The following is a 26,969-nucleotide window of genomic DNA, read 5'->3' as shown; positions in this document are numbered from 1 at the left end:
AGCGCTCCGGCCGGTCCGCGCGGCCCGGTGGGGGTGGTGTGCGGCCCGGTGGGGGCACGGGACTCAGGATTGCCGCAGCGCGCCCTCGTGGACGGCACCGTGCACCGCCCGGGCGAGTCGCGCTCCCCAGCGGGAACGGGGGCCCGCGAAGGGCTCGCCGGGGCCGCCCGCCGGAGCGGGGGCGGCGACGCAGACGGAGTCGGTGGGGGTGCCCGAGCAATCGAATCCCGCGTCCAGGAGCGCCTGAACCTTGGCCTCGGTGGCCGTGGCGATCGCGTTCACCAGCGCCGCGTCGGAGAGCGCCACCGGCAGGGTGACCACGATGTTCACCGTGCCCGGGCGCGGCGGTTCCGCGGTGTCCCCGTCCGGGGCCGCGGCCCAGCCGCGCACGCCGAGGCCGCAGGTGGCGGTGGCCGTGACGCCGTTGTCGGCGGCAGCGGCGTACGCGGTGACGTCGGCGGCCGTCATGAGGCCGACGCCGGGCCCGGTGAGGCGTTCCGCCTCGGCGATCTCGGCGAGGTGGCGGTCGGGATCCATACGGGGATAACCGCCGGGCACCTGGGCGTTGAGGATCCACGCCCGCGGCCCGATGCCGCCGCCGAGGACGGCGCTGCTGCACACCCGCCACCCCGGTCCCAGTCGCCACACCAGATGGTGGAGCTCCCGGCCCTCCTCCCGCCTGGCCAGCAGCTCGCCGCGCTGCTCGGGCAGCCGGATGCGTACGGAACCGATGGGACACCCCCGGATGGCGCTGTGGACGGAAGGCCGGAGACCGGCCGGACGATCATAGGCGGCGGGCATGACAGCGTGCCGTGCGGCGTCGGCCCTGCGGACCCGTGCGATCGGGCCCGCGGCGGGCACGGCTCCGGCCGGGACGGTGCGGTGCGCCGACGGCGCGCTCATGGCGGTGCCGCCGGAGGCCCCTATCACCCGATTGGCGTAACGAAGGTGCGGCCCGCACACCGCCGTGCCGGGGCGGAACCCCCGACGCGGGGCGGATGCGGTGGTCGGCCTCCGCGAGCGGGGCGGTTGCAGCGTCCAACCGGGTGAGGCGCGATGGGAATCGGACGCGCCTCCCCTGATGGACCCAGCCACAGGACGCGCCCGGGTGAGGAGGAATCGGTCATGGGAGCCGCTGACGGATTCACGGATTCCGGAGAACTCGACGGCCTGACGGTGTACGACACCGCGGGCGAGAAGGTCGGCAGCGTGGGGCGGGTGTATGTCGACGACAACACCGGTCGCCCGGACTGGATCACGGTGAAGACCGGCCTGTTCGGCATGAAGGAGAGCTTCGTGCCCCTCGCCGGAGCCCGCCGTGTGGGCTCCGACCTGCACATTTCACATCCGAAGGACCGCGTCAAGGAAGCCCCCCGGGTGGACGCGGACGCTCATCTGTCCGTGGCGGAGGAAGAGGAGCTCTACCGTCACTACGGTCTCGCCAGGAACACCACGGCCAGGCTCGGCGGCCAGGCGGGAACCGGGGCCATGGGCGCGGCCGGCACGGGACGTGCCGCTGGGCGCGGCGAATCGGCCACGACCGGCGCTCCGGGCGCGGACACGTCCCGTACCACCCCGTCGCGCGGCGCCGGCATGACCGGAGCCGGTGCGGGCATGGGCAGGCACCGCGACACGGCGACGGGCCAGTCCCGGCCGCTGGTCGGCGCGGGGGCGGGCACCGAACGCTCCGCCGAGACACGCGGCAAGGAGGAGCTGATCCGCTCCGAGGAGCAGTTGCGCATAGGCACCGAGGAGTACGAGAGCGGCCGGGCGCGGCTGCACAAGTACGTCGTCACGGAGAACGTCACCAGGACGGTGCCGCTGACGCACGAGGAGGTGCGGGTGGTCCGGGAGCCGCTGCAACCCGGCGAGAGGGGAACGGGACCCACCGACATACGCGAGCAGGACGTCGAGGTCACCCTGCACGCCGAGCGCGCCACCACGAGCAAGGAGACCGTGCCCGTCGAGCGGGTGCGCATGGAGACCGAGCGGGTGACCGAGCAGAAGGAGGTCTCCGCCGAACTCCGGAAGGAACAGATCGACTACACCGACGGCAAGAACGTCGGCGGCGAGGGTCCCGGCGGCGAGTTCGGCCGGGGACGCCGCCACTGACCCCGCGCGGCGCGGCCGGCCGTCGTGCCGGAAGCCGGCCGGCGGGGGCGGGCCCGGGCAGGTAACGGGTCCGCCCCCGCCGCTTCCACTGCTGCCGCCTCCGCTGCCTCCACTGCCTCCGCCGTCGACAGCGGAAGCGGAGCCGCACACCGACCGCGCCGGGCAGCACCTTGACAGCACCGGCAGGACTGACGGGCCGAGGGTGACGGCCCAGGGATTCAGCCGAGGGTCATGGCCCGGGAAGGTCATGGGCCGCGCCGGTACGCGCCGGTAGATGACGGGCGGTTCGCGCCCGGCGCGGGGATGATGCGGCGGCGCGTGGGTCCGCTCTGGTCGCCGCCGGTCCGCTCCGGTCGGGAGCGTGCGCGCGGCTCGCGGGGGCGTTGTGGTGCGCCGGCGTGCCGCGGGGGCCGGGTCACGTCATCCGCCGCCGCTCCCCCACTCGCCCCCGCGTCGGCACACCGGGTGGACGCCCGCGCGGGTTCGCGGAGTCGTGTGGGCCCGCCGTGTCCGGGCTCCCCCGGCGTCCGGGAACGACCCCCCGGATGCGGCGCGGCACGCGGCGACCGTTTGCCACCGTGCGGCGACCGGTCCGCCGGTCTACGCCCGTTGGAGGGCGAGCACGGCGTTGTGCCCGCCGAATCCGAAGGAGTGGCTGACCGCTCGGCTGACGGGCCGTCGCAGCGGCCGGCCGACGACGCAGTTGATGTCGAACTCGGGTGCCGGGGCGTCCAGGTTGGCGATCGGCGGCACCACTCCGCGCTGGAGGGTCAGAATCGTCAGCCCGGCCTCGATCGCGCCCGCCGCCCCCATACAGTGCCCCAGTACGCCCTTCGGGGCGGTGACGGGCGGCCGGTGCGGGTAGACCCGGCCGATGAGCGCGGCCTCGGTGGCGTCGTTGCTCGGGGTCGCCGTGCCGTGCGCGTTGACGTGGTCGACGTCGCCGGGCGCCCAGCCCGCGTCGCGCAGCGCGGCCTCGACCGCCGCCTGGGCCACCGCGCCCGAGGGGTGGGGGCTGGTGGGGTGGTGGGCGTCGGTGGTGGCTCCGGTGCCGGCCAGCAGCGCCCTCGGGGTGATGCCCCGGGCCGCCGCGTCGGCCGCCCGTTCCAGCACCATGACGGCGGCGCCCTCGCCCATGACCAGCCCGGCCCGGTCGGCCGCGAAGGGCCGGCAGAGCCTGGCCGGGTCGCCGTCCGGCCGGGCCGCGGCGCCGGAGCGGGCGAATCCGGTCATGGCGACCGGGTAGACGATCGACTCGGTGGCCCCGGCGATCGCGATGTCGCACTGCCCGGTGGCCAGCATGTCGCGGGCGACGGTCAGGGCGGTGGCGCCGGAGGAGCAGGCAGTGCACGGCGCCAGGCTGGGGCCGGTGGCCCGGAACTGGATCGCGATCTCGGCCGCGGGCATGTTCGGGATGGTGAGCAGGATGCCCGACGGCGAGGTGGCGTCCGGTCCGTGCCGGTCGAGCACCACGGCCTGCTCGGTCAGGGCCGCGGAGCCGCCGCTGCTGGTGCCGACGACCACCGCGACCCGGTCGCTCTCCCACCGTTCCGGGTCGAGTCGGGCGTCGGCGACCGCCTCCCGGGCCGCGACGACGGCGAGCTTGACGTACTTCCCCATCCGGAAGGACGTGCGGCCGCCGATCGCGGCGTCCAGGTCGATGCCGTCGACCGTGCACGCGAAGTCGATGGCGCAGCCGTCGAGTTCGGGAACGGTGCGCACCGGTGAGACCCCGGCGCACACGCCCTTCCAGGTCGATTCGGTGTCGTTGCCGACCGGGGTGATCATGCCCAGGCCGGTGACGGCGATGTCCGGCTTGTTCATCGGGCGTTGCTCAGGTGTGCCTCGGCGCGCGCCGGCGTCCCGCTGCCGCGGGGCGTCTCGATGAAGCGCGAGATGTCCGCCAGGGTGGCGTTCTTGGGGATCCGGTCCAGGTCCGTGTCGCCGCCCGTCGTCTCCCTGAGCAGGACGGCGAACTCGGCGACGGCGAGGGAGTCCATCTCCAGGCTGTCCATCGTGGAGTCCGGGCGGATCTCGGCGGCCGGCACCTTGAAGGTGTGCGTCAGGACCTCGATGATCCGCGGATGAATCGTACTCATGAGCTTCCTCTCCATCATTCGGTACGACTGTCGGCGCAGTGGGGACGCATCGTCCCGACGCCGGATCAACTCGGTGGCGTCGATCCAGTTACGCGTTGTGGCGAACCGATTCGGCAGCGCCGCCCGGCGACGCCGTGCGCCACCGGGCGAGAAGAGCCGGCGTCCCCCAGAAGAGCAGCAGCACGACGCGGACCGTGAGGGCTCCCGCCGTGTCCCTGACCCGGTCGACGCGCCCGTCCGTTCCGGCGCCGTTCACCGCTCCCGCCGCGCGCCCGGGGGCTTCGCACGGTCGACGTCGCGGTGCCAGGCGGCCTCCGGGTCGTCGTAGGCGTCCACATAGCCGGGACCGGCGATGGGCCAGTCCGCGAGCAGTTCGGGGGGCAGGGCGAAGGAGTCGACGAGTTCGGACAGGTGTCCGGCGACCTCCGCGATCAACTGGTCCGTGACGTCGGGAAGTTCCTCGATATGATGCTTCGTCAGGTAGCCTGCGGCCAACAGGTCGCCGCTGTTGCGGGCGATCCGGTCCAGGGCGAACAGGCGGTGGAGTCCGGCGAGTTGCCGGCGCGCGGGGCCGGGCGGCAGTCCGGCGACGGCGGCCGCGTAGGCCTCGGATGCCTGCCGGTGGGCGTGGGCCTCGACGCCGCGCAGGGCGGGCCCGGAGGCGGCGTTCCACCGGCCCAGCGGGTCGCCGTGCGGCGCGCCCCCCATGCGCCGTCTGGCGCGGACGAACCAGATCTCCTCCAGGGCCGCCAGGAGCCCGCCGAGGAACCGCGGGTCGGAGAGGTCGCCCGGCCCGTCGCCGGAAGGGGGTGCGATTCCGGCCGGTTCGGCGGTGAAGAGCATCTCCGCGGCCGCCTTGGCGTGGATCGCGAGGTTGTCGCCCTCCGCCGTGATGGCGCCCTCCACCCCGGTGAGGAGCGCGCTCATGCCGTTGTTCTCCAGGAGCGCCTGGGCGCCGCACCGTTCGCGGCATTCCACGATCACCTCCCTGGCCTGCCAGGTGATCCACCCCTTGGCGACGGCCACCAGCCGTTCCGCCTCGTCCCGTCCGGGGCCCGGCTCGGCCTGCCGGGCCTCCCAGCGGTCCAGCGCCCTGCGGTGCAGCAGGCTCATCGCGAAGACGGTGGCCATGGCGCGGGCGAGGGGGCCGTGGTGGCTGCGGTGCGCGATCACCGGCACCTGTCCCGTGCCCCGGGGCCCGGAGACGTGGCGGTGGCCGCCGTAGCGGACGGCGACGGCGAGCGTCGCGCGCGCGGAGCCGACCGCGCAGGCGCTCATCGAGATCTTGCCCGCGGTCACCCTGCCGATGGACGCGAGCAGACGCCGTCTGCGGTTGCCGATCGCGCTGCTGAACCGGCCGTCGTCGCCGATCCGTCCGTGGTCCCCGGCGAGCAGCGCGTCGCGGCCCACGAAGACCCGGTCGAAGGAGGTCAGGGAGTGGTCCACCGGGCTCCCCATGCGCGCGGGGAGCCTGCGGATCCGCACACCCGGCAGGGCGCGTCCGGCGTCGGTGAGCGGCACGAGGAAGAGGAAGACCCCGTGGTCGGCGTCGTCGGCGAGCAGTCTCGCGGCCACGAGCCCCGACTTGGGGCCGCCCGCCGGGCTGGTGTTGGGCATGAACTTCTGGGCGCCGGCGTGCGGGGTGTCCAGCACGAACCCGTCGCGGGCGGGCTCGTAGCGGGCGGTGGTCTCGATGGCCGCCGCGTCGTTCCCGTGCGCCACCTCCGTGCAGAGGAAGGTGCCGATGCCGCGCAGCCGGAGGAAGTCCGACAGGTCGCGGCGGCGGTCGCCGTCGTGGTCGAGGAGGCTGCCGAGGAAGAGGTTGTAGTGGATCCCGGCCACGGTGGTGAGCGCCGGGTCGACGGGGCCCAGCCATTCGTGCAGGGCCGCGAGGGCGCGCGCGTCGGCGGCGAGCCGGGCCGCGCCGCCGGAGCCGCCCCCCGGGGCGCTCCCCGGGCCGTCCCCGAGACCGCCGTCGAGGCCGTCGTTGAGGACGCGCAGGCGTGCGTAGGCGAGCTCCAGGCGCTCTTCGGCAGTGGGACGGTCGGGACGGCGGAACGGTTCTGTGGCGATCAGCCGTCGCCAGAAGCCGTGTTCGTGTGGATGGTCGTCGCCGAGGAGCACCGCGGTGAGGAGTTCCGTGGACCGTTCGGTGAACGGGCTGTCGATCGTTGCGGTCATGAGAAATGAACGATTCAGTCAACGGCTAGGACACCGGGGCCGATACGCCGCCGCGCACCGCGCCGGACCGCCCGCACCGGTGTGCCGGGCCGCTGCCGTCGGCGCGCCGGAAGGCGAGCACGACGTTGTGTCCGCCGAAGCCGAAGGAGTGGCTGAGCGCCCGCTCGGCGTGCTGTGTCCGGGGCTCCTTGACCACGCAGTCGAGGTCGAAGCCCTCGGGCAGCGCGTCCAGGTTGGCGACCGGGGGCACCAGTCCGTGTTCCAGGGTGAGCACGGTGGCCGCGGCCTCGATGGCCCCGCCCGCCGCGAGAGTGTGGCCGAGCACGCCCTTGGGCGCGGTCACCGTCGGCCGGTGGGGGAACATCCCGGAGATGACGCCGGTCTCCATCGCGTCGTTCAGCAGGGTGGACGTGCCGTGGGCGTTGATGTGGTCGACGTCGCCGGGCGCCCAGCCCGCCTCGCGCAGTGCCGACCGCACGGCCCGGCGCGCACCTGCCCCGTCCGGCGGCGGGGCCGTGGGGTGGTGGGCGTCGGTGCTGGACCCGGTGCCGGCCAGCAGGGCGCGCGGGCGCCGGCCGCGGGCGTACGCGTCCGACGCGCGCTCCAGCACCAGCACGGCGGCCCCCTCGCCGATCACGAATCCGTCCCGGTCGGCGGCGAACGGGCGGGACGCCCCCGCCGGGTCGCCGGTCCGCGTCGAGAGCGCGCCCATCCCCGCGAAGGCGCTCACCACCAGCGGGGTCACCACGGACTCCGCGCCGCCGGCCACCACCACGTCGCATCGGCCGCTCGTCAGCAGGTCGCGGGCCGCGGCGATCGCCGTCGCCCCGGACGCGCACGCCGTGGCCGGGGACAGGCTGGGGCCGTGCGCCCGCAGGGCGATGGCCACCTCGCCCGCGGCGGCGTTGGGCATCATCATCGGGACCAGGAGCGGCGAGACCGCCCCGGGCCCGCCCTCGTCCAGTCTGCGCGCGTTGTCGGTGAGCACGGACACCCCGCCGACGCCGACGCCGAGCACCACGCCCACCCGGCCGCCGTCCCACCGCTCCGGCGCCAGCCCGGCGTCGGCCACCGCCGCGCGCGCGGCGATCAGCGCCATCTTCACGAACCGCGCCATCCGCCACACCGAGCGCCCGCCGACGGCCTCGTCCAGGTCGATCCCGTCCACCGGACAGGCGAAGTCGACCGGCAGCCCGGCCAGTTCCTCGCAGCGCCGGGCCATGGACACCCCGGCGCACAGCCCGTCCCAGAAGGTGTGCTCGTCCGCTCCCGCCGGCGTCACCATCCCCATGCCGGTCACTGCCACGTCCGTGTCGGCCCGCCCCATGTTCCGCCCCCTCCTCCGTAATCGATCACGGCTACCGGTTGTCGAACGGCCGTAGCCCCTCGGAGGATGCGCACAATGAGCCGAACGGGTCACGATTGGGCCGTCCGGGTCATCTGCCGGCGCCGATGTTCACCCGTTGGCGGCGCTCCGCGGCGCGGGACGTCCCGGGGCTCCCATGGGCGTGTTCCCGGGGCCGGGGCGGTGCCGCGAGCGGTCGTCGCGGGCCAGCGCCGCCCTCAGTTCGGCCGGGTCCGGCGGGGCGGCTCCGGCGCGCGCCACGGTGACGGCGGCGGACGCGACGGCGTGGCGCAGGACGTCGGCCACGACGGACCGGTCCGCCGCGCGCAGCCGCGGTCGGCCGTCCGGGCCGAGCATGTCGTGCGCGGCGAGGGCGTGCAGTGCGCCCGACATGAAGGCGTCGCCCGCACCCACCGTGTCGACGACGGCGGCCGGGGACGCGGCGGCCGCCACCCGGGCGCCGGGGAGGACGGCGAGGACGCCGGCGGCGCCGCGGGTGACGAGGACCGCGGCCGGGCCCAGGCCCAGCCACCGCTCGGCGACCGCCTCCGGCTCCTGGCCCGGGTGGAGCCATGCCAGGTCCTCGTCGCTGGCCCGGACCACGTCGCTGAGCGCGACACAGCGCTCGACCCTGCGGACCGCGGCCGCGTGGTCGCCCATCAGCGCCGGGCGAACGTTGGGGTCGTAGCTGACGGTGGCGGAGGGGCGCAGCGACTCGACGGCGGCGAGGACGGTGTCCGCGCCGGGTTGCGCCACGGCGGCGATCGAACCGGTGTGGACATGGCGGGGCGGCCGGTCCGGCGCGGCCGCGGCGAGGGTCCAGGCGATGTCGAAGGCGTACTCGGCCCGGCCGTCCCGGTCCAGGGTCACGACGGCCGACGGGGTCGGCGTCGCGGCGCCGTCGGTGCGCACCTCGACGCCGGCCCCGGTCAGATGACGCCGGATCAGCCGCCCGTAGTCGTCCGGGCCGAGCTGGGTGAGCAGGGTCACGGCGTGCCCGAGCCGGGCCAGGCCGTACGCCACGTTGGCGGGGCTGCCTCCCGGGTGGACCCGGACGGCCTCGTCCGGCAGCCGGAGGACGTCGGCGACGCATTCGCCGATGACCAGCAGGTCGGGGCGGTCGGGCATGGGGGACCTCCTGGTGCGGGCGGCGGACGGCGCGGTGCGCGGTCGGCGTGTCCCCATCCTGCCCCCTGGGCTCCGGGCGCGGGCCGCGAGCACGGCGCGAGGTGCCGGCGGGCCCCCGCTGCCGACGCGATGTGCCGCACCCCGCGTATGGCCGGAAACGTTCGCACGGGCGGGCGGCGGAGAGCGGGGCGGGTCGCGGGCGCGCCGCCTCCGGTCAGCCGCCGTCGGCGCCCTCGACCGCGTCCGCCACGAGGTGCAGGAAGCGCGCGTGGGCCCGGGCGCTGCACACCGGCTCCGGGTTCCAGGGCACCACCCGGGCGGCCCGTTCGATCGCCGTCCACTCCGCGCTCGTCCGCAGTTCGCGCAGCGGCGTGGCGTTGGCCCGCACGTCGACGAGGACCGTCTCGGGGCGCAGCGCCCGCGCCTCGGCCCAGCCGGTGGTCGACCAGTTCACGCCCGGCCCTTCGGCCGGTTCCACCAGGTTGACGCCGAGGTCGGCCAGGACCCGCAGCTCGGGCCACATGCGGGGGCGTGCCAGATGAGTGTTCTCCGGTCCGGCCGGGGACAGGGCGACGACGCGGGGCCGGTGCGCCCCTGTGCCGAGCGCGCGCAGCCGGTCCCGGGCCGCTTCCAGTTCCTCCGCGCCCCCGGCCGCCGCCTCGGCGCCCAGCGACCGGGCGAGCTCCGCGAACCGGTCGGTGACCTGGGCGAACGAGCGTGCCTGGCCCACGTCGACGACGGCGACGGGGACGTGCTCCTCCAGGTGCTTGGCGGTCTCCGGGGCCAGGCCGTAGACCTGGCCGCCGCCGTAGCTGACAGCGACGACGAGGTCCGGCGCACGGCTCAGCAGGGTGTCGGCGTCCAGGGCGCTGCCCGCCCCGAGGTAGGCGGTGGCGTCCGCCGGGAGCGATCCGGTCTTCGCCGCGTCCGGCACGGCCGGGTCGTCGTGATCGGATCCGAACAACGCGTCGGGGCGTATCCCGTGGTCCCACAGGGTCGCTCCGGCCTGCACATAGGCGAGCACCCGCGCCGGGCGCCGCTCGGCGGTCGACAACTGTCCACGGTCATCGGAGAACTGCCACACGGTCCGCTCCCTCACCTCGCGCACGCCTTCCGGCACCGGCCGCCGGGGCGCCTCTTCCGTGTCGTACACCAGTACCTGCCCGGCGAATCCCGGCGGGACCCCGAATCGCCCCGCACCCGGACGAGTTGGCGCGAAGACATCCCAGCCGCGGCCGGGACGGCTTCCGCGCCGGGCGCGCACCCCTTCGTGACGCCTTCCGCGCCCGACGTGCGCCCCCTCCGGCGCCCCCGCTCCCGCGCGGGCGCACGCTCCCTCCTGACGGCTCCCGCGCGCTCCGGACCGCTCCCGCGCCGGCCGCGGATACCGGTCAGCGGGCGGTGTCCCGGCCGCCGGGCGCGGGAGGCGCGCCGGTGACGGCCGCCGCGTCGAGGCCGAGTCCGGTGAGGAAGGCCGCCGCGGCCGGGGTGGGACGCGAACGGCTCCACACGAGCCGCTCCGTGCGGACCGGCGCCCCGCGGACGGTCAGCACGTGCACCCCGGTCAGTTCCGCCGCGAAGGCGGCCGGCAGCATCGCGACGCCGAGACCGCTGCGGACCAGCCGGACGATGAAGTCCGTTCCGCTGACCTCGAACGCCACCTCGCGGCCGAGGCCCATCGCCGCGAACGCCTCGTCCGACTGCGCCCGGGCGGCGGTGCCGTCGGGGAAGTCGACGAACCTCTCCCGCGCCAGCCGCTCCAGGCCCGCCTCCCGGCTGCCGGCCAGGGCGTGGTGGGGCGCGACGACGGCGACCAGTTCGCCGCTGGACAGTTCCAGGTCCCTGACGCCCCTGGGGCGGTAGCTCGGCAGCACCCCCAGGAACGCCACGTCGAGCGTGCCGTCCCGGACCTCCTCGACCAGGTCCTTGCTCGCCCCGTCGCGCAGCACGATGTGCACCTTCGGGTGGCGGAGGTGGAACGCCCGCAGCGCGGCCGGCACGTCGACCGCCGCCACGGTCGGGATGGCGCCGAGCGCGAGGCGGCCGCGGACCTCCCCCACCATGGCGGCGACCTCGCTGCGGGCCCGCTCCGCCGCGTCCAGCGCCTGTCTGGCCGCGGGCAGGAACGCCTCGCCCGCCGGGGTGAGCCGCACCCGGCGACTGGTGCGGTCGAAGAGCCGGGCCCCCAGTTCCTTCTCCAGCCGCGCGATCTGGTGGCTCAGCGCGGACTGGACGACCAGGCACCGTTTCGCGGCCCGGGTGAAGCTGCCCAGCTCCGCCACCGCCACGACGTACCGCATCTGCTGAAGCTCCATTCATCCATCGTGAACCACGATCGATGAAATGAAAAACATGTGTTGGACTCATGATTGGGGGATCCCCGACGCTGAGGTCATGGCTCATTCCACAGACGGGGCCCGGAGCCGGGCCCTCCCCCGCCCGCTTCCCGAATCCCCCGCTTCCCGGCGCGGTCCGGTGCTGCTGATGGCCCTCGCCGCCGGGCTCTCGGTCGCCGGGAACTACTTCGCGCAGCCGCTGCTGGACGTGATCGAGCGCAATCTGCACATCGGCGTCACCACCGCGGGCCTGATCGTGACGGCCGCCCAGGCCGGGTACGCACTGGGCCTGATCCTGCTCGTGCCCCTCGGGGACGTGCTGGAACGCCGTCGGCTCGCGGTGTGGCTGTTCGCGCTCACCGCCCTCTTCCTGCTCGCGACGGCCGCGGCGCCCAACGGCCCGCTGCTGATCGCCGGGACGCTGCTCGTGGCGCTGACCTCCGTGGGGGCGCAGGTCGTGGTGCCGTTCGCGGCGACCCTGGCGGCTCCGGAGGAACGCGGCAGGGTCGTCGGCGCCGTCATGTCCGGGGTGCTGCTGGGCGGGCTGTTCGGCCGGCTGGCCTCCGGAGCGCTGTCCGAACTGGGCGGCTGGCGGACCGCGTACTGGGTGAACGCGCTGCTCATGGCCGTGATGGCGGTGCTGCTGCACATCCGGCTGCCGCGCCTGCCGCGCGCCCTCGAGGCGGCGTCGATGTCGTACTCCGGCCTGCTGCGCTCCACCCTCTCCCTGCTGCGGCACGAGCCCCTGCTGCGCTGGCGGGCGGGGATCGGCGCGCTCTCGATGGCCTCGTACAGCGTGCAGCTGACCGCGCTGACGTTCCTGCTGACCCGTTCGCCGTTCGGCTGGAACGCGGCCGCCATCGGGCTGTTCGGCCTGCTGGGCGTCATCGGGGTGATCGGCATGAACTTCGCGGCGCGGCTGAGCGACCGGGGCCGGGTGCAGGCGGTGTCGGGCACGGCGGCCGCGCTCCTCACCGTCTCGTGGCTGCCGCTGCTGGCCGGGGAGTCGTCCCTGCCGTGGCTGGCGGCCGGGGTGATCTCGCTGAACATCGCCCAGCAGGCGGGACTCAACAGCTGCCAGAACGTGATCTACGCGCTCCGTCCCGAGGCCCGGAACCGGATCAACTCCGGGTTCATGACGCTCTTCTTCCTGGGCGGCGCGGGCGGCGCCGCGCTCGCCTCGGTGGTCTGGTCGCGGGCGGGCTGGGGCGGTGTCTGCCTGCTGGGCGGATCACTGGCCGCCGGGAGCCTGCTGCTGTGGATCCTGGAGCGCGTCCGGATGGCCGGCGCCGCACGCGCCGGGGCGGGCGCCGTCGCCTCATGAGGACGCCCGGCGTCCGGCCCCCGTCGGCGACGGCCGGCGGGGGCCGGCGGGCGTCGACGGGGGTCAGGCGTTGACGGTGGTCAGCAGCACCACGGAGTCCTCCAGCGCCTCCAGCCCGTGCCGCTCCCTCGGGACGGGCCGCAGGCCGCCGGCGCCCACTTCCGTGCCGCCCGAGGCCGAGATCAGCCGCACTCTGCCGCGGAGCACCTGGAGCGAGGCCGCCAGGGGCGCGTTGTGCTCGTCCAGGGCCGTGCCCGCGGTGAGCGCGATGAGGGTCTGGCGCAGGGGTTCCTGATGCAGCAGCCGGTGGGCGCTGCGGCCGTGCGCGGAGGCGCGGGCGGCGGCCAGGTGCTCGTCGGCGAGGGCGGTCAGATCGTCCATGTGCCCACTGTGCCGCAGTCCCCCGGGCCGCGCGATCCTGCCGGGGCCCGCCGGGCGGGTGACCGCGCGGCACGGGGGGCGCGGCCGGGAGGGGCGATCGGGCGGGGCGCTCGTCGGCCGGCGCCGGCCACCCGCGAAAATGACGCGGGGGAAGAACGCGACGACCGACCGACACGGAGGAACGAGGATGCCGCACGAACGAGCCGGACAGCCGGCCCGGCCGGAGGATCTCATCGATGTGGCCCGGCTGGTGACGGCGTATTACACGCTGCACCCGGATCCGGCCGTGCCGGACCAGCGGGTGGCGTTCGGCACCTCCGGGCACCGCGGGTCGTCCGCGGCCACGGCCTTCAACGAGGACCACATCGCCGCCACCAGCCAGGCCATCTGCGAGTACCGGGCGCGCCGGGGCACGGACGGACCGCTCTTCCTCGGCGCCGACACCCACGCCCTGTCGGAGCCGGCCCGGGTCACCGCCGTCGAGGTGTTCGCCGCCAACGGCGTGACCGTGCTGGTCGATCCGTCCGACGGCTACACCCCGACCCCGGCGGTGTCGCACGCCGTCCTCGCCCACAACCGGGGCCGGACCTCGGGTCTCGCCGACGGCGTGGTGGTCACCCCGTCCCACAACCCGCCCACCGACGGCGGATTCAAGTACAACCCGCCGAACGGCGGACCGGCCGGGTCCGATGCCACCGGCTGGATCCAGGAACGGGCCAACGAGATCGTCGCGGGCGGGCTGAAGGACGTGCGCCGGATGCCGTACGCCCGGGCGCGCGCCGCGTCGACCACTGGGACGTACGACTTCCTCGGCCGCTACGTGACGGACCTGCCGTCCGTGCTCGACCTGGACGCGATCCGCTCGGCCGGGGTGCGGATCGGCGCGGACCCGCTGGGCGGCGCGTCGGTCGCGTACTGGGGCCGCATCGCCGAGCAGCACCGGCTCGACCTGACCGTGGTCAATCCGCTGACCGATCCCACCTGGCGGTTCATGACGCTGGACTGGGACGGCCGGATCCGGATGGACTGCTCGTCGCCGTACGCGATGGCCTCGCTGATCGGGCAGCGCGACCGCTACCAGATCGCCACTGGGAACGACGCCGACGCCGACCGGCACGGCATCGTCACGCCCGACGCCGGGCTGATGAACCCGAACCACTATCTCGCCGTGGCCATCGACTACCTGTACACGCACCGCGAGGGCTGGCCGGCGGCCGCGGCGGTCGGGAAGACGCTGGTCTCCTCGGGCATGATCGACCGGGTGTCCGCCGGTCTCGGCCGGAGACTGGTCGAGGTGCCGGTCGGCTTCAAGTGGTTCGTCGACGGACTGGCCGACGGGTCGCTCGGGTTCGGCGGCGAGGAGTCGGCGGGGGCCTCGTTCCTGCGCCGCGACGGCTCGGTGTGGACCACCGACAAGGACGGCATCGTCCTGGCGCTGCTGGCCTCGGAGATCCTCGCGGTCACGGGGCGGTCCCCCTCGGAGCGGTACGCGGCGCTGACCGACCGCTTCGGCGAGCCGGCGTACGCGCGGATCGACGCGCCCGCCGGCCGTGAGCAGAAGGCCGTGCTCGCGCGGCTCTCCCCCGAGCAGATCACCGCGTCCACGCTGGCGGGCGAGCCCGTGACGGCGGTGCTCACCGAGGCGCCCGGCAACGGGGCGCCGATCGGCGGCATCAAGGTGACCACGGAGAACGCCTGGTTCGCCGCACGCCCCTCGGGCACCGAGGACGTCTACAAGATCTACGCCGAGTCGTTCCTGGGCACTGATCATCTCGGCCGGGTGCAGGAGGAGGCCCGGGCCGTGGTCGGCGCCGCCCTGGACGCCTGAGCCCGTCCGGCGGCACGGTCCGGAGGCGGCGGCTCCGGCCGCCCGGGGCGGGGCGGGGCGGCGCGGTGATCCGGTCGTCCCGCGCCCGTCCCGGCCTCGCCGCCCGCCGGGTCCGGTGACCCGGGCGGCCGGGCGGGGGCCGGCGCCGGTCCGTCGGTCCCCGGCCGGGCCGGGGGCGGCCGGTACCGACCGGTCGGGTGCTCCCGGACCGTCCGGCGGCCGGGCCGCGCGGTTCACCCGTCCACCGTCCGCCGGTGGCGAAGCGCGGCGGGCGGGCCGACGCTGGTCATCAGCCTCCGGTTCGCGAGGGGCGAAGCCTCGACGGGGGGTGAACCCGTGTCGGACTCCGGTGCCCAGGACCTCACGCCGGCCCGGACCGATGCCATGGCGTCAGCGGTCCTGCGCGTCCTGTTCGCCCAGTCGGGCGTGGGGCTGCACGTCCTGGACACCCGGCTGCGCGTGGTGCGGGCGACCACCCTGTCCCATGCCGGGCCCGCCGACGACCTGGTGGGGCGTCATCTCACCGACGCCTACCACCTGGAGCGGCCGGACACGGCCGAACGGCTGCTGCGCGACGTGCTGGACAGCGGCGCCTCCGTGCACGACCGGGTGATCCGCGGCCGGCTCGCGGACGACCCGGGCCCCGACCGCAGCCTCCTGGTCTCCGTGCACCGGCTGGACGACTCCGGCGGGCGCGCCCTCGGGCTGCTGGCCACGGTCGTCGACGTCGACGAGCGGGAGAGGGCGCGGGTCCGGGCGGAGTGCCTGGCGGCCGTGCGGACGAACGTGGGCGGGTCGCTGGACGTGGCGGCCACCTGCGAGGGGCTGGCCGAGGCCGTCGTCCCGCGCTTCGCGGACCTCGCGGTGGTGGAGGTGGTGGACGACGTCGTGCGCGGCTCGGATCCGCCGCCGGGACCGCTGGACGCCGCGGTCCCGCTGCGTCGCGCGGCCGTCCGCCACCCGGACGCGGACTCCGGGCCGGACGGCCTCGTCGCGGAGATGCGCCGGCTGCCGGCCGGTACGCCGCACTCCCTGGCCGCGTCGGATCTGCGGGCGCGCCTCGTGGCGATCCACCACCGGACGCCGTGGCTGGACCGGGACCCCGGCACCGCCCGGCTGGTGGAGGCGACCGGGGCGCACTCGCTGCTGGTGGCCCCGCTGACGCTGCACGGGACGGTCCTCGGCCTGGTGAGCCTCTACCGGTGCCGGGGTTCGAAGCCGTACGCGGAGGACGACCTGCCCCTCGCCCTGACCGCCGCCGCCCATGTCGCCCTGAGCGTCGACAACGCGCGGCGCTACCTGCGCGACCATGTGATCGCGTCGACGGTGCAGCGCAGGCTGCTGCCCCGGCCCGACGGCGACGGCGTAGCCCTGGAGACGGCGCACGCCCTGCTGCCCGGGCGCAACAGCGGATGCTGGTACGACACCATCCCCCTCTCCGGCGCGCGCACCGCCCTGGTCGTCGGCGCCGTCGAGGGCTCCGGCCTGCGCGCGGCCATCGTCATGGGGCAGCTGCGGACCGTCGTCCACGCCCTGGCAGCGTTCGACCCGGAGCCCGACGAGGTGCTGGCCAGGCTCGCGGAGACGGCCGGCCGGCTGGCCGCCGAGCGGGCGGAGCCGCGGACCGCCGGGCGGGAACCCGAGCAGCCGCTCGCCGCGACCTGTGTCTACGCCGTCCACGACCCGATCGCCCGCACCTGCTCCGTGGCGCGGGCGGGGCATCCGGCGCCGGTCCTGGTCACGCCCGACGGCGTCGCGACCGCCCTGGACGTGCCGGAGGGGCCCTCGCTGTTCGCCACCGACGGCTCGCCGTTCGCCATGGCGGAGTCCGGACTCGACGAGGGCAGCGTGCTGGCCTTCTTCACCGGGGACCTGCTGTCCGGCGGGAACGTGGCCGACCCGGTGCGGGAAGCCCTGGCCCGGCCCGGCCGGAACATCCGGGACCTGTGCGACGACGTCGTCTACGGGCTGCCCGAGGAGGCGCGCGCGGAGGGGGCCGCCCTCCTCCTGGCCCGTGCCGGGGCGGTCCCGGCCGACCGGGTCGCGGTCTGGGAGCTGGCCCACGACCGCACCACGCCGGGCGTCGCCCGCACGCTGGTGCGCGACCGGCTCGACGGCTGGAACCTCGACGGCGGCACGGCGGAGGCGACCGAGCTCATCGTGAGCGAGCTGATCACCAACGCCGTCCGCTACGGCGCCCCGCCGCTGCGGCTCCGGCTGGTCCTGGACCGCACCCTCACCTGCGAGGTGCACGACGGCAGCCGGGTGTCGCCCCATGTCCGCCACGCGCGCACCGTCGACGAGGGCGGGCGCGGGCTGTTCATCGTCTCCCGGCTCGCCGGCCACTGGGGCGTCCGGTACGGCGTCGACGGCAAGGTGCTGTGGACCGAGCAGGAGATCCCGCCCGGAACCCTCGCGGGACCATTGCCCCCGGGACGCGGCCGTGGTTGAGTGCCACACAAAGATATGAATCGAGGTTCAGAACATCGTGGCCTACCGATCCACCGCACGCACGGAGGCGACCCGGCTGGCGAACCGCGAGCGGCTGCTGGACGCCGCCCGGGAGCTGCTGGCCGAGGGCGGGTACGCGGCGGCGAGCGTCACCGCGCTCGCCGAGCGGGCCGGGGTCGCCACCGGCAGCGTCTACAACCACTTCGCCTCCAAGCAGGAGCTGCTCGCCGCCGTCTTCCGCCATGTCGCCGGTCATGAACTGAGCGCGGTCCAGGAGGCGGTACGGGCCGGGACCGGCGCGGCCGAGCGACTGCGCGCACTGGTCGAGGTCTTCTCCCGCCGCGCGCTGCGCGCCCCGCGCACGGCCTGGGCGCTGCTCGCGGAACCGGTCGACCCGCTCGTCGAACAGGAGCGGCTGACCTATCGGCGCGGCTATCACGCGCTCGCCGAGTCGGTGGTCGCCGCGGGTGTCGCCGCCGGTGAACTTCCCCCGCAGGACACCCGGTTGTCGGCCGCCGCCGTGATCGGCGCGGTCGGCGAGGCCCTGCTCGGCCCGCTGTCGCCGGTCGGCGAACGCGCCGATCCGGAGCCGGTGGTGGCGGGCCTCACCGCGCTGTGCCTGCGGGCGGTCGGAGCCACGCCCCCGTCCCCGCACGCCGTCTGACTCCACATCAACCCTCCTCGCGAGCCGCCCGACCGCGCATCAAACCCCCGACCGCCCGCCCCGCGCCCCGACCGCGTACCCGTACCCCCGTCCCGCCCGTTCCCGTCCCCGGCCGCGCACCGCCGCCCGCCCACTCCCCGTCGTTGCGCCGCCCCGGCCGCGTACCACCGCCCCGCCCGTTCCCGTCGTTGCGCCACCCCGTCACCGATCACCGACCCAGGAGCAGGAACCCGCGATGACCCTCACCCCGCCGCCCGCCGGACTCCGGACCGAGGCGCCCGCCCCGTACCGCACCCACGAGGTCACCAACCAGGCGCCGCCCCGCGCCGACATCGACGAGTACGCCGCCAACCTCCCGCTCGTCCAGGCCGTGCGCGCCTTCGACGCCGCCTGGCGCGAGCCGGAGCTGCACGAGATCGGCCTGCTGACCGGTTCCGAACGGTTCCGGGCGAGCGCCGAGCTCGCCCACACCTCCCCGCCCGTGCTGCGCACCCATGACCGGTACGGCAACCGCGTCGACGAGATCGACTTCCACCCGGCGTACCACGAGGTCATCGGCGCCGCGGTGAGCCATGGCACGCACACGTCGGGCTGGGCCGATCCGAGGCCCGGGGCGGCGGTGGCGCGGGCGGTCGCGTTCATGCTGTTCGCGCAGGTCGAGCCGGGTCACGCCTGCCCGATGTCGATGTCCCACGCCGTGGTCCCGGTGCTGCGGCGGGACCCGGAGGTCGGGCGGGACTGGCTGCCGGGCCTGCTGAGCCGCTCGTACGATCCGCGGCCGCTCGCCCCGGCCGGCAAGTCCGGGCTGACCTTCGGCATGGGGATGACGGAGAAGCAGGGCGGCTCCGACGTCCGGGCCAATACCACCCGGGCGGTGCCGCTGCTCTCCGACCCCGACGGCCGGGCCCATCTGCTGACCGGTCACAAGTGGTTCTTCTCGGCCCCGCAGTCGGACGCCTTCCTGGTGCTGGCCCGCGCCGACGCCGGGCTGACCTGCTTCCTGGTGCCCCGGGTGCTGGCCGACGGCACCCGCAACACCATCCGGATCCAGCGGCTGAAGAACAAACTGGGCAACAAGTCGAACGCCTCGTCCGAGGTCGAGTTCGACGGCGCCTGGGCGGTGCGGATCGGCGAGCCGGGGCGCGGAGTGCCCACCATCATCGAGATGGTCAACCACACCCGGCTCGACTGCGTGCTGGGCACCACCGCCGGCATGCGCGAGTCGGTGTCCGAGGCGATCTGGCACGCGCGCCACCGCAGCGCGTTCGGCGCCCGGCTGGTCGACCAGCCCGCCATGACCGCGGTCCTCGCGGACCTGGCGCTGGAGACGGAGGCCGCGACCTGGACCTCGCTGCGTCTGGCCCACGCGTACGAGGCCGACTGCGGCGAGTCCGAGGAGCTGTTCCGGCGGCTGGCCACCGCGGTGTCCAAGTACTGGATCTGCAAGCGCGGCCCGCACCACGCCTACGAGGCGCTGGAGTGCCTGGGCGGCAACGGCTACACCGAGGACTGGCCGCTGGCCCGGCGCTACCGCGAGCAGCCGGTGATGGCCGTGTGGGAGGGCTCCGGCAACGTCGTCGCCCTCGACGTGCTGCGCGGCATCGCCCGCACCCCGCGCACGCTGGACGCCTTCTGGGCCGAGCTGGAGACCACGGACGGCGCCCACCCGGTGCTGGACGCGCACGTCCGCCGGCTGCGCCGGGACCTGGCGGAGGACCTGGGCGATCCGCTCGCCGCGCAGACCCGCGCCCGGGCGACCGTCGAGCGCCTGGCGCTGGCCCTGCAGTCCTCGCTGATGCTGCGCCACGCCCCCGCGGCGAGCGCCGAGGCGTTCGTCGCCGCCCGGCTCGGCGAGGACCGCGGCCATCAGTACGGGGTGCTGCCGCACGGCACCGACGCCGCGGCGATCGTCGAGCGGCACTCCGGCGCCGCGTGAGCGGGTCGCGCGCATCCGGGCGGGCGGTGACCGCAAGCCACCCCCGCCCGCCCGTCCGCCGTCGCGGCGCGCGGCCGCGCCGAACGCGATCCGGTCGAGGACACCACCGCCCGGCCTGCGGGCCGGCCGCTGGGCCCGCTCGCCGAGAGCACGGCGGACGCGCCGCCGACGGCGCCGGAGGCGTCCACCCGACGGGTGGCGGCGGAGCTGCTGTCGTCCCGCACCCGATCGGCCTGCCCGGACGCCGGACACGACGTCCTGTACCGGGACGGGGCGCCGGAACCGGTCGGGCCCAGGCCGCGCGGGGACATGCGGCGGCCGCCCGGCGCGGGCGGGGCGCCGTCCTTTCGGCCCGGGGGTCAGGCCGTGGTGTCGGACCAGGCGTACGGGGGCGCCACCGGTCCGCTCCCGGGACCCGCACCGGCCGACTCCAGTTCCCGGTCGGCCGCCCTCATGAGCTGCGCGGCGACGTCCTTCATGGCGCGGCTCGCCGCGAGTTCGTCACCGATGACGGGGATGTCCACGTCCTGCGGATTGCAGTGGGCCACCCCGTGTCCGACGACCTTCTCCGAACCGGTGTCCAGCACCGCCTCGGCCCTGGTCGTGCCGTCCTCCTCGGACAGGCCGAGGCGGACGCTCCATTCCAGCGTGCGAGTCATCGCGCACCTCCTGCGACCGTGCCCGGACTCGGTGCGCCGGACACGACACGGTCCTGTCACCAGCATCCACCCGACCGGGGCCGCCCGCGCGTTCCGGCCCGTCTCCCCGCTCCCGGCCCGCCCTGCGGGAAGCACACCGCCGGAATAGGATGCGTGACGTCACCTCCACCGAGTGCGGAGCGGCCCATGAACCGGCGTCGTCCTCCCCGTTCGGCGAGCGCCGGTGAGCTGCTCACCACGCTGCAGCAGCTCACCTCGCGGGCGCGCCGTGAGGTGGAGCTGCACCGGGCCCGGGTGGAGCTGGCCGAGGCGCTGCAGCGCGGCATGCTGCCCGCGTCGCTCCCGGACCGTCCCGGGCTGCGGAGCGCCGCCCGGTACGCGCCGGCCCGCAACGGGCTGGACATCGGCGGCGACTGGTACGACGGGTTCGCGCTGCCGGACGGCTCGCTGGCGTTCGCCATCGGGGACGTCCAGGGCCATGACGTCGAGGCCGCCGCGTTCATGGGCCAGGTCCGCATCGCGATGCGGGCGATGGCCGCCACCGCCTCGGATCCCGGGGAGGTCGTGGGCCGGACCAACGACCTGTTGCTGTCGGATGATTCCGGCCTTTTCGCGACCTGCACGTTCGTCCGCCTCGATCCGGTCGCCCGGGAGCTGCACAGCGCCCGCGCCGGGCATGTGGCCGCCGTCTGGGCCACCGCGGACGGCCGCTGCGGGGTCACCGCGGACGAGGGCGGTCTGCCGCTGGGGATCCGGGCCGGGGAGCACTATCCGGTCACCCGGCGGCGACTGGCCGGGCCCGGCGCGTTCGTCCTGCTCACCGACGGGGTGGTGGAGGGGCCCTCGTTCCCCATGGAGGAGGGCCTGGACGCGGTGACGCGCCTGGTGTCCGCCGGGGCCACCGCGGACGCCGGTGAGCTGGCCGACGCGGTCCTGCACACGGCGGAGCGGACCGGGCACGAGGACGACGCCGCCGTCCTCGTGCTGCGCCACGGGCCCGCGCCCGCCGGGGGCCGCTGACCGCCGCGCCCGCCCGCCGGGCGGCGCCGCCGGACACCCCGCCGGAGCACTCCGACGCCGGGAACGACCGCAACGGCCCACCGGGACGGAACGGACGCCTCCGCCGGCCGGACCCGCGTTCGGGGAACGCCTTCGGGGAGCGCCCTTCTGGAACGGGACGGCCGGGGCCGTCCTCCGGGCGCCGCCCGCGCCGGGACCGGTGGCCGGGCCCTCGCCGCGCCGGCGCCCCGGCGGGGGGCCGAGCGTGTCACGCGGCTCCGGCCCGTCGGGGCCGGTGTCTGATGAGGTGCGTGATCCGCAGTGAGAGAACCAGACCCATCGCCCGGGCCGTCCTGCGCGTCCTGGCCGTCGCCGCCGCCTACTACGCCGCCGGCGGGCTCGGGCTGATCCCCGGGGTGTCCGTCCGGGGGGCGGCCGTCACCCCGCTCTGGGCGCCGACGGGCATCGCGCTGAGCGCCCTGCTCCAGCTGGGCCCGGCGGCCTGGCCCGGCATCGCGCTGGGCTCCCTCTGCGTCGTCACCACGCTCAGCGACTCCGTCTCGCTCCTCACCGGCGTCGTCGTGGCGGGCAACACCCTGGCCCCGGTCTGCTCCTACCGGATGCTCCGCGGGGCCGGCTTCCGGCCCGAGCTGGACCGGCTGCGCGACGGCGTCGCGCTGGTGTTCCTCGGCGCGCTGCTGGGCATGACCGTCAGCGCCACGATCGGCACCTGCATGCTGGTGGTGGACGACAATCTCCCGCTGTCCGGTTTCTGGCCGGTCTGGACGGCCTGGTGGTCGGGGGACGCTATGGGGGTGCTGGTCGTCACCCCGCTGCTGCTGGTGCTGCGCCGGGCGCGGATGCCCCGGGCCGCCGACCGGTGGGTTGAGGCGAGCGCGCTGGCGGTCGCCGCCGTGGGCGTCTCCTGGGTGGCCACCCGGAGCTCGCTGGAGATGATGTACCTCGTCTTCCCCCTGCTGGTCTGGGCGGCGCTCAGCTTCCGGCTGGCGGGCAGCGCGCCGTGCGCGTTCCTGGTGTCGGTGATGGCGGCGATCGCGGGGACGCAGGGGGTGGGCCCGTTCGAGAGCCACAGCGTCCTCCATGTGATGGTCAACCTCGCCGTGCTCAACGGCTCCGTGGCGCTCACCGCGCTGCTGCTCGCGGCCGTGGTCACCGAGCAGAGCGACATCCGCCGAAGAATCGAACGCGCCTGTGAGGAGCTGGCCGAGGTGGTGGACCGGCTGGCTCCGGGGAGAGCGGCGGCCTGGCCGCCCCGGACCGACGACGAGACCGGCGGGGGCTGAACACCTCCCTCCACCGGACCCGGACGGCCGCGGCCCGTCCGGGCGGTCTCCCGGGACGGACCGCTTGGTGGAACCATGCGTCAGATGTCGCACAGGCCCGCACACCATCCGGCTCCGACGACCCCCACATACGAACAGTTGCCCGCAGATCCAGAGATCCCGCACGGAACGGGACGAGTTCCCAGTCAGTGCGCATGTCTGAACTTCACTGGAACTCCAGCGAAATGCCATGTGTGTGGATATCGTGCACCGGGCGAGGGCGCGTCCGTCGGTCCACAGGACCGGCGGGGGCGCCCCGTTTGTGGCGATGCAACTGTGACTGGGGGGTCCATGGGGCATGTCGAGCTCACTGATTCGGACAGATCGGAACCTGCGGTTCCGTGGACGGCTCCGCGTCCGCGAACCGCTGCGCACCGGCCTCGTGGCAAGGGACTCAGCAGACCCGACGACATACGGCGGACGCCGCCCGTTCCCCGCGGACGTCCGGTGCCGGCCCGGCGGAGGACCGGCCGCCGCGCGCCCGCGCTCGTCGGCGCCGAGCTGCTCGGGCTCGGGCTTCCGGCCTGGCTCGTCCTGCGGTCCGGCGGCGAGCCGCGGGCCGTGGCGGTGGCGGCCGTGGCGGCGCTGGCGTGGTGCTGCGTCCGGGCGGTGCGCGGCCGGTACGGGGACGACCGCGCCGGGAGCGGGCCCCCGGGCGCGCTGAGCACGGGCGGGGACTGGCTGCTGCTCGTCGGCGTGCTCGCCGTGTTACGGACCACGACCGGCGATCCGGTCGATCCGGTGACCGCTCTCGTGGCGCTGCTGTCCGGCCTGCCGCCGGTCGCCGCGGCGGGATGGCTGTGCCGTGCGGGGCGGCGCCGCAGGCCCGCACGGAGGGTGCTGGTGGTCGGTGAGGCCGCGGGAGTGGAACGCGCGGTGCGGCTGCTCGGTGCGCGCTCCGGCCACCCCTACGCGGTCGTGGCCGCCGTGCCGGTGGGGACCGCGCCGCTGGAGTGCGGGGTGCGGGTGCCCGGACGGCTCGCCCAGGCGCCCGCGGGCGACGACGCGTCCACGGTGCTGGGCGCGGCCTTCGCCCATGACGCGGATCTGGCCCTGGTCGTGCCCGGACCGCAGCTCTCCGAGGAACGGCTGTGCCGGCTCTTCTGGGGGCTGCACGACGGCGGGCTCCCGCTCTCCGTGCTGTCGGAGCTCTCGGGCATCGCGCCCGGCCGGATACGGCCTTCGGCCGCGGCCGGGCTGACCCTGCTGCACATCGCCCCGCCGCTGCGCCACGGCCCGCAGATGCTCCTCAAGTCCGTTCTGGACCGGATCGGCGCGGCGCTGGGTCTGCTGGTGCTCGCGCCGGTGCTGCTCCTGATCGGTGCGGCGGTGCGGCTGGGCTCCGAGGGGCCGGCGCTGCACCGGCAGGTCCGCCAGGGGCGGCACAACCGGCCGTTCACGCTGTGGAAGTTCCGCACGATGGTGGTGGACGCCGAGCGCCACAAGCACCGGCTGCTCGGGGCGAACGAGCACGACGGCCCGATGTTCAAGATGCGGCGCGACCCCCGGGTGACCCGCGTCGGCCGTCTGCTGCGCCGCACGTCGCTCGACGAACTCCCGCAGCTGGTCAACGTGTTGCGGGGCGACATGTCGCTGGTGGGCCCGCGGCCGCCGTTGCCGGACGAGGTGTCCCGGTACGACGAGCGGGAGCTGAGACGGCTGGCGGTCCGGCCCGGGCTGACCGGGCTGTGGCAGGTCAGCGGGCGCTCGGACCTGTCCTGGCAGGAGACCGTCTCGCTCGACCTGTGGTACGTCGACAACTGGTCGGTCGCGACCGACCTCGGGCTCATGGCCCGTACGCTGCGCGCCGTCGCCGACGGCCGCGGGGCGTACTGAGAGCGGCGGGCGGCGATGCGCGGATCACCGCACCACCGTCCGCCCGGGCCGGGCCGGGCGGACGGAACCGGCCGTACGGGCGGACGACGCGTGCCTCCGGACCGCCCCGCGCACCGGGCCGGCGCGGCCGTCGGGACACGCTCAGCGCCGTGCGCCCCGCCGCCCGAGCCACCAGTCGTACGTGTCCGCGATGCCCTCGCGCAGCGGGATCCTCGGGGTGAACCCCAGTGCGGTCAGTCGGGTGACGTCGAGCAGTTTGCGCGGGGCTCCGTCGGGCTTCGAGGCGTCCCACTCGACGTCTCCGCGATAGCCCGTCACCTCCCGCACGATGGCGGCGAGTTCGCTGATCGGCAGGTCCTCGCCGCAGCCGACGTTCACCGGCTCCTCGCCGTCGTAGCGTTCCAGCAGCAGCAGGCAGGCGGCGGCCAGGTCGTCGACGTGCAGGAACTCCCGGCGGGGCCGGCCCGATCCCCAGAGCACGACCGTGGGCGCGCCGTCCCGCCGCGCCTCGTGGAAGCGCCGGATCAGCGCGGGCAGCACGTGCGAGGTCTCCAGGTCGAAGTTGTCGCCCGGACCGTAGAGATTGGTGGGCATGGCGCTGATGTACGAGGCGCCGTACTGCCGTCGGTAGGACCGGGTCTGCACCACACCGGCGATCTTGGCCAGCGCGTACGCCTCGTTGGTCGGCTCCAACGGGCCGGTGAGCAGGGCGCTTTCGGGGATCGGCTGCGGGGCTCGCCGGGGGTAGATGCAGGACGACCCGAGGAAGAGCAGCCGCTCGACCCCGGCGGCGTGCGCCCCGGCGACGACGCTCAGCTGGATGCGCAGGTTGTCCTCCAGGAACTGCACCGGGAAGGTGTCGTTGGCCATGATCCCGCCGACTCTGGCGGCGGCCAGCACCACTGCGTCCGGGCGCACCTCGCGGAGGAACGCCTGGGTCCGGCCGGCGTCGCGCAGGTCGAGCAGGCCGCGGTCGCGGGTGACCACCTCGTGCCCGGCGGCGGTGAGGCGGCGCGTCACCGCCGAACCGACCAGACCGCGGTGGCCGGCGACGAACACCCGGGCGCCGGAACGCAGCAGGGGGCGGGCGGATTCCCGGGGGGAGCCGGGGACATCAGTCGTCATGGCCCGGAATTGTGCCAGCGGCCGCCGCACACGGCGGCGTCGTACCGCGAAATCCTCAAGTCCGGTATCACGGCGGATACATCGGTGAGGATCCACAGCCCTACGGGCGGAACACATGGGGGGACGCGTGACGAAGACCGCGCTCATCACGGGCGTGACCGGGCAGGACGGCTCCTATCTGGCCGAGCTGCTGCTGAGCAAGGGGTACACGGTGCACGGGCTGATGCGCCGTTCGTCGAGCTTCAACACGGAGCGGATCGACCACATCTATCAGGACCCGCAGCAGGCGGACCGGTCGTTCGTCCTGCACCACGCCGACCTGGCCGACGGGGTGGCGCTGGTGAACCTGTTGCGCGACATCCGGCCGGACGAGGTCTACAACCTGGGCGCGCAGTCACACGTCCGGGTCTCGTTCGACGCCCCGCTGTACACCGGGGACATCACCGGACTGGGCACCATGCGGCTGTTGGAGGCCGTCCGGGCCAGCGGGGTCGACACCCGGATCTATCAGGCGTCGTCGTCGGAGATGTTCGGCGCCAGCCCGCCGCCGCAGAACGAGCGGACGCCGTTCCACCCGCGCAGCCCGTACAGCGTCGCGAAGGTCTACTCGTACTGGGCGACCGTCAACTACCGTGAGGCGTACGGGATGTTCGCGGTCAATGGGATCCTGTTCAATCACGAGTCCCCGCGCCGCGGCGAGACCTTCGTGACCCGAAAGATCACCCGGGGGGTGGCGAGGATCAAGGCGGGTCTCCAGAGCCGTCTGCATCTGGGCAATCTCGACGCCGTGCGCGACTGGGGGTACGCGCCCGAGTATGTGGAGGCGATGTGGCGGATGCTCCAGCGCGACGCCCCGGACGACTACGTGGTGGCGACCGGCGAGGGCGTCAGCGTCCGGCAGTTCCTGGAGTACGCCTTCTCCCACGCGGGCCTGGACTGGCGCGATCATGTGCGTCACGACGCCAAGTACGAGCGGCCCAGCGAGGTCGACGCGCTGATCGGGGACGCCGCCAAGGCGGAGGAACTGCTCGGCTGGAAGCCGGTCGTGCGGGCCCGGGAGCTCGCCGCGATCATGGTCGACGCCGACATCCGGCTGCTCGCCGACCAGCTCGCCGGCACGGCCGTGCGGGTGGACCGATGAGCCGGCCCGCCGCCGCCCGACCCGCGGCCTCGGTCGTGTCCGTCCGTTCCGGGCCCGGGGCCCGGACCGCCCTTCCGCCCG

General features: G+C 75.1%; 21 protein-coding genes. 10 read left to right on the top strand and 11 right to left on the bottom strand.

The window, feature by feature from the left end:
• Window positions 1–63 precede the first annotated feature (63 nt).
• Window positions 64–648, bottom strand: a complete 585-nt coding sequence (locus WA762_RS04810) for an adenosylcobinamide amidohydrolase (protein ID WP_335933313.1) — start codon at window positions 646–648, stop codon at window positions 64–66.
• Window positions 649–1,125: 477 nt separating this feature from the next.
• On the opposite strand from WA762_RS04810, the gene WA762_RS04805 reads away from it, so the two are divergent.
• Window positions 1,126–2,112 carry a PRC and DUF2382 domain-containing protein gene (locus WA762_RS04805; protein ID WP_335933163.1) on the top strand — a complete coding sequence of 329 codons (987 nt, stop codon included), beginning with the start codon at window positions 1,126–1,128 and terminating at the stop codon, window positions 2,110–2,112.
• Between the two features lie 600 nt (window positions 2,113–2,712).
• Here WA762_RS04805 and WA762_RS04800 read toward each other — a convergent pair.
• The 7 genes from WA762_RS04800 to WA762_RS04770 form a co-directional block, all read right to left on the bottom strand.
• Entirely contained in the window at window positions 2,713–3,936 is a 1,224-nt protein-coding gene (locus tag WA762_RS04800) for a beta-ketoacyl-[acyl-carrier-protein] synthase family protein (protein ID WP_335933162.1), read from the bottom strand.
• Window positions 3,933–4,211: an acyl carrier protein gene (locus WA762_RS04795; RefSeq protein ID WP_335933161.1), complete on the bottom strand. Its 279-nt coding sequence runs from the start codon at window positions 4,209–4,211 to the stop codon at window positions 3,933–3,935. Before WA762_RS04795 ends, WA762_RS04800 begins: the two co-directional genes overlap by 4 nt.
• A 252-nt stretch (window positions 4,212–4,463) precedes the next feature.
• Complete coding sequence (locus WA762_RS04790) at window positions 4,464–6,392, bottom strand: acyl-CoA dehydrogenase family protein (RefSeq protein ID WP_335933160.1); 1,929 nt, start codon at window positions 6,390–6,392, stop codon at window positions 4,464–4,466.
• Window positions 6,393–6,417: 25 nt separating this feature from the next.
• Window positions 6,418–7,719 carry a beta-ketoacyl-[acyl-carrier-protein] synthase family protein gene (locus WA762_RS04785; RefSeq protein WP_335933158.1) on the bottom strand — a complete coding sequence of 434 codons (1,302 nt, stop codon included), beginning with the start codon at window positions 7,717–7,719 and terminating at the stop codon, window positions 6,418–6,420.
• Between the two features lie 129 nt (window positions 7,720–7,848).
• Entirely contained in the window at window positions 7,849–8,865 is a 1,017-nt protein-coding gene (locus WA762_RS04780; protein ID WP_335933157.1) for a carbohydrate kinase family protein, read from the bottom strand.
• A 214-nt stretch (window positions 8,866–9,079) separates the two neighbouring features.
• The gene (locus WA762_RS04775; protein WP_335933311.1) at window positions 9,080–9,964 is read right to left on the bottom strand and encodes an ABC transporter substrate-binding protein; all 885 of its coding nucleotides are present in this window, start codon (window positions 9,962–9,964) and stop codon (window positions 9,080–9,082) included.
• A gap of 292 nt (window positions 9,965–10,256) precedes the next feature.
• The gene (locus WA762_RS04770; protein ID WP_335933155.1) at window positions 10,257–11,180 is read right to left on the bottom strand and encodes a LysR family transcriptional regulator; all 924 of its coding nucleotides are present in this window, start codon (window positions 11,178–11,180) and stop codon (window positions 10,257–10,259) included.
• A 79-nt stretch (window positions 11,181–11,259) separates the two neighbouring features.
• On the opposite strand from WA762_RS04770, the gene WA762_RS04765 reads away from it, so the two are divergent.
• Window positions 11,260–12,525, top strand: coding sequence for an MFS transporter (locus WA762_RS04765; protein ID WP_335933153.1), 1,266 nt, complete (start codon window positions 11,260–11,262; stop codon window positions 12,523–12,525).
• A gap of 63 nt (window positions 12,526–12,588) precedes the next feature.
• Here WA762_RS04765 and WA762_RS04760 read toward each other — a convergent pair whose 3' ends face one another.
• Window positions 12,589–12,906 carry a cupin domain-containing protein gene (locus tag WA762_RS04760; RefSeq protein ID WP_335933151.1) on the bottom strand — a complete coding sequence of 106 codons (318 nt, stop codon included), beginning with the start codon at window positions 12,904–12,906 and terminating at the stop codon, window positions 12,589–12,591.
• 187 nt (window positions 12,907–13,093) lie between these two features.
• Here WA762_RS04760 and pgm point away from each other — a divergent pair, with 187 nt between their 5' ends.
• From pgm to WA762_RS04740, 4 genes are all read left to right on the top strand, one after another.
• Window positions 13,094–14,734 carry a phosphoglucomutase (alpha-D-glucose-1,6-bisphosphate-dependent) gene (gene pgm, locus WA762_RS04755; protein ID WP_335933149.1) on the top strand — a complete coding sequence of 547 codons (1,641 nt, stop codon included), beginning with the start codon at window positions 13,094–13,096 and terminating at the stop codon, window positions 14,732–14,734.
• Between the two features lie 336 nt (window positions 14,735–15,070).
• Window positions 15,071–17,185 (top strand): ATP-binding SpoIIE family protein phosphatase, encoded by a 2,115-nt coding sequence (locus WA762_RS04750; RefSeq protein ID WP_443080511.1) that lies wholly within the window; start codon window positions 15,071–15,073, stop codon window positions 17,183–17,185.
• A gap of 37 nt (window positions 17,186–17,222) precedes the next feature.
• Window positions 17,223–17,849, top strand: a complete 627-nt coding sequence (locus tag WA762_RS04745; protein ID WP_335933147.1) for a TetR/AcrR family transcriptional regulator — start codon at window positions 17,223–17,225, stop codon at window positions 17,847–17,849.
• Window positions 17,850–18,084: 235 nt separating this feature from the next.
• Window positions 18,085–19,785 (top strand): acyl-CoA dehydrogenase family protein, encoded by a 1,701-nt coding sequence (locus WA762_RS04740; protein ID WP_335933146.1) that lies wholly within the window; start codon window positions 18,085–18,087, stop codon window positions 19,783–19,785.
• Window positions 19,786–20,144: 359 nt separating this feature from the next.
• Here the strand turns inward: WA762_RS04740 and WA762_RS04735 are convergent, their stop codons facing one another.
• On the bottom strand, window positions 20,145–20,444 hold the full coding sequence (locus tag WA762_RS04735; protein WP_335933145.1) for a DUF1876 domain-containing protein: 300 nt from the start codon (window positions 20,442–20,444) through the stop codon (window positions 20,145–20,147).
• Between the two features lie 186 nt (window positions 20,445–20,630).
• On the opposite strand from WA762_RS04735, the gene WA762_RS04730 reads away from it, so the two are divergent.
• The 3 genes from WA762_RS04730 (at window position 20,631) to WA762_RS04720 (ending at window position 24,622) form a co-directional block, all read left to right on the top strand.
• Window positions 20,631–21,464 (top strand): PP2C family protein-serine/threonine phosphatase, encoded by an 834-nt coding sequence (locus WA762_RS04730; RefSeq protein ID WP_335933144.1) that lies wholly within the window; start codon window positions 20,631–20,633, stop codon window positions 21,462–21,464.
• 290 nt (window positions 21,465–21,754) lie between these two features.
• On the top strand, window positions 21,755–22,747 hold the full coding sequence (locus WA762_RS04725) for an MASE1 domain-containing protein (RefSeq protein ID WP_335933142.1): 993 nt from the start codon (window positions 21,755–21,757) through the stop codon (window positions 22,745–22,747).
• Between the two features lie 330 nt (window positions 22,748–23,077).
• Window positions 23,078–24,622, top strand: coding sequence for an exopolysaccharide biosynthesis polyprenyl glycosylphosphotransferase (locus WA762_RS04720; RefSeq protein ID WP_335933141.1), 1,545 nt, complete (start codon window positions 23,078–23,080; stop codon window positions 24,620–24,622).
• Between the two features lie 141 nt (window positions 24,623–24,763).
• Here WA762_RS04720 and WA762_RS04715 read toward each other — a convergent pair whose 3' ends face one another.
• Window positions 24,764–25,747 carry a GDP-L-fucose synthase family protein gene (locus WA762_RS04715; protein ID WP_335933140.1) on the bottom strand — a complete coding sequence of 328 codons (984 nt, stop codon included), beginning with the start codon at window positions 25,745–25,747 and terminating at the stop codon, window positions 24,764–24,766.
• 127 nt (window positions 25,748–25,874) lie between these two features.
• Between WA762_RS04715 and gmd the strand changes: the two genes are divergently transcribed.
• The gene (gene gmd, locus WA762_RS04710; protein WP_335933139.1) at window positions 25,875–26,888 is read left to right on the top strand and encodes a GDP-mannose 4,6-dehydratase; all 1,014 of its coding nucleotides are present in this window, start codon (window positions 25,875–25,877) and stop codon (window positions 26,886–26,888) included.
• Window positions 26,889–26,969 lie beyond the last annotated feature (81 nt).

Source organism: Streptomyces tyrfis, assembly GCF_037034285.1.
Lineage (GTDB): Bacteria > Actinomycetota > Actinomycetes > Streptomycetales > Streptomycetaceae > Streptomyces.
This window is presented reverse-complemented; position numbering and strand designations above follow the sequence as displayed.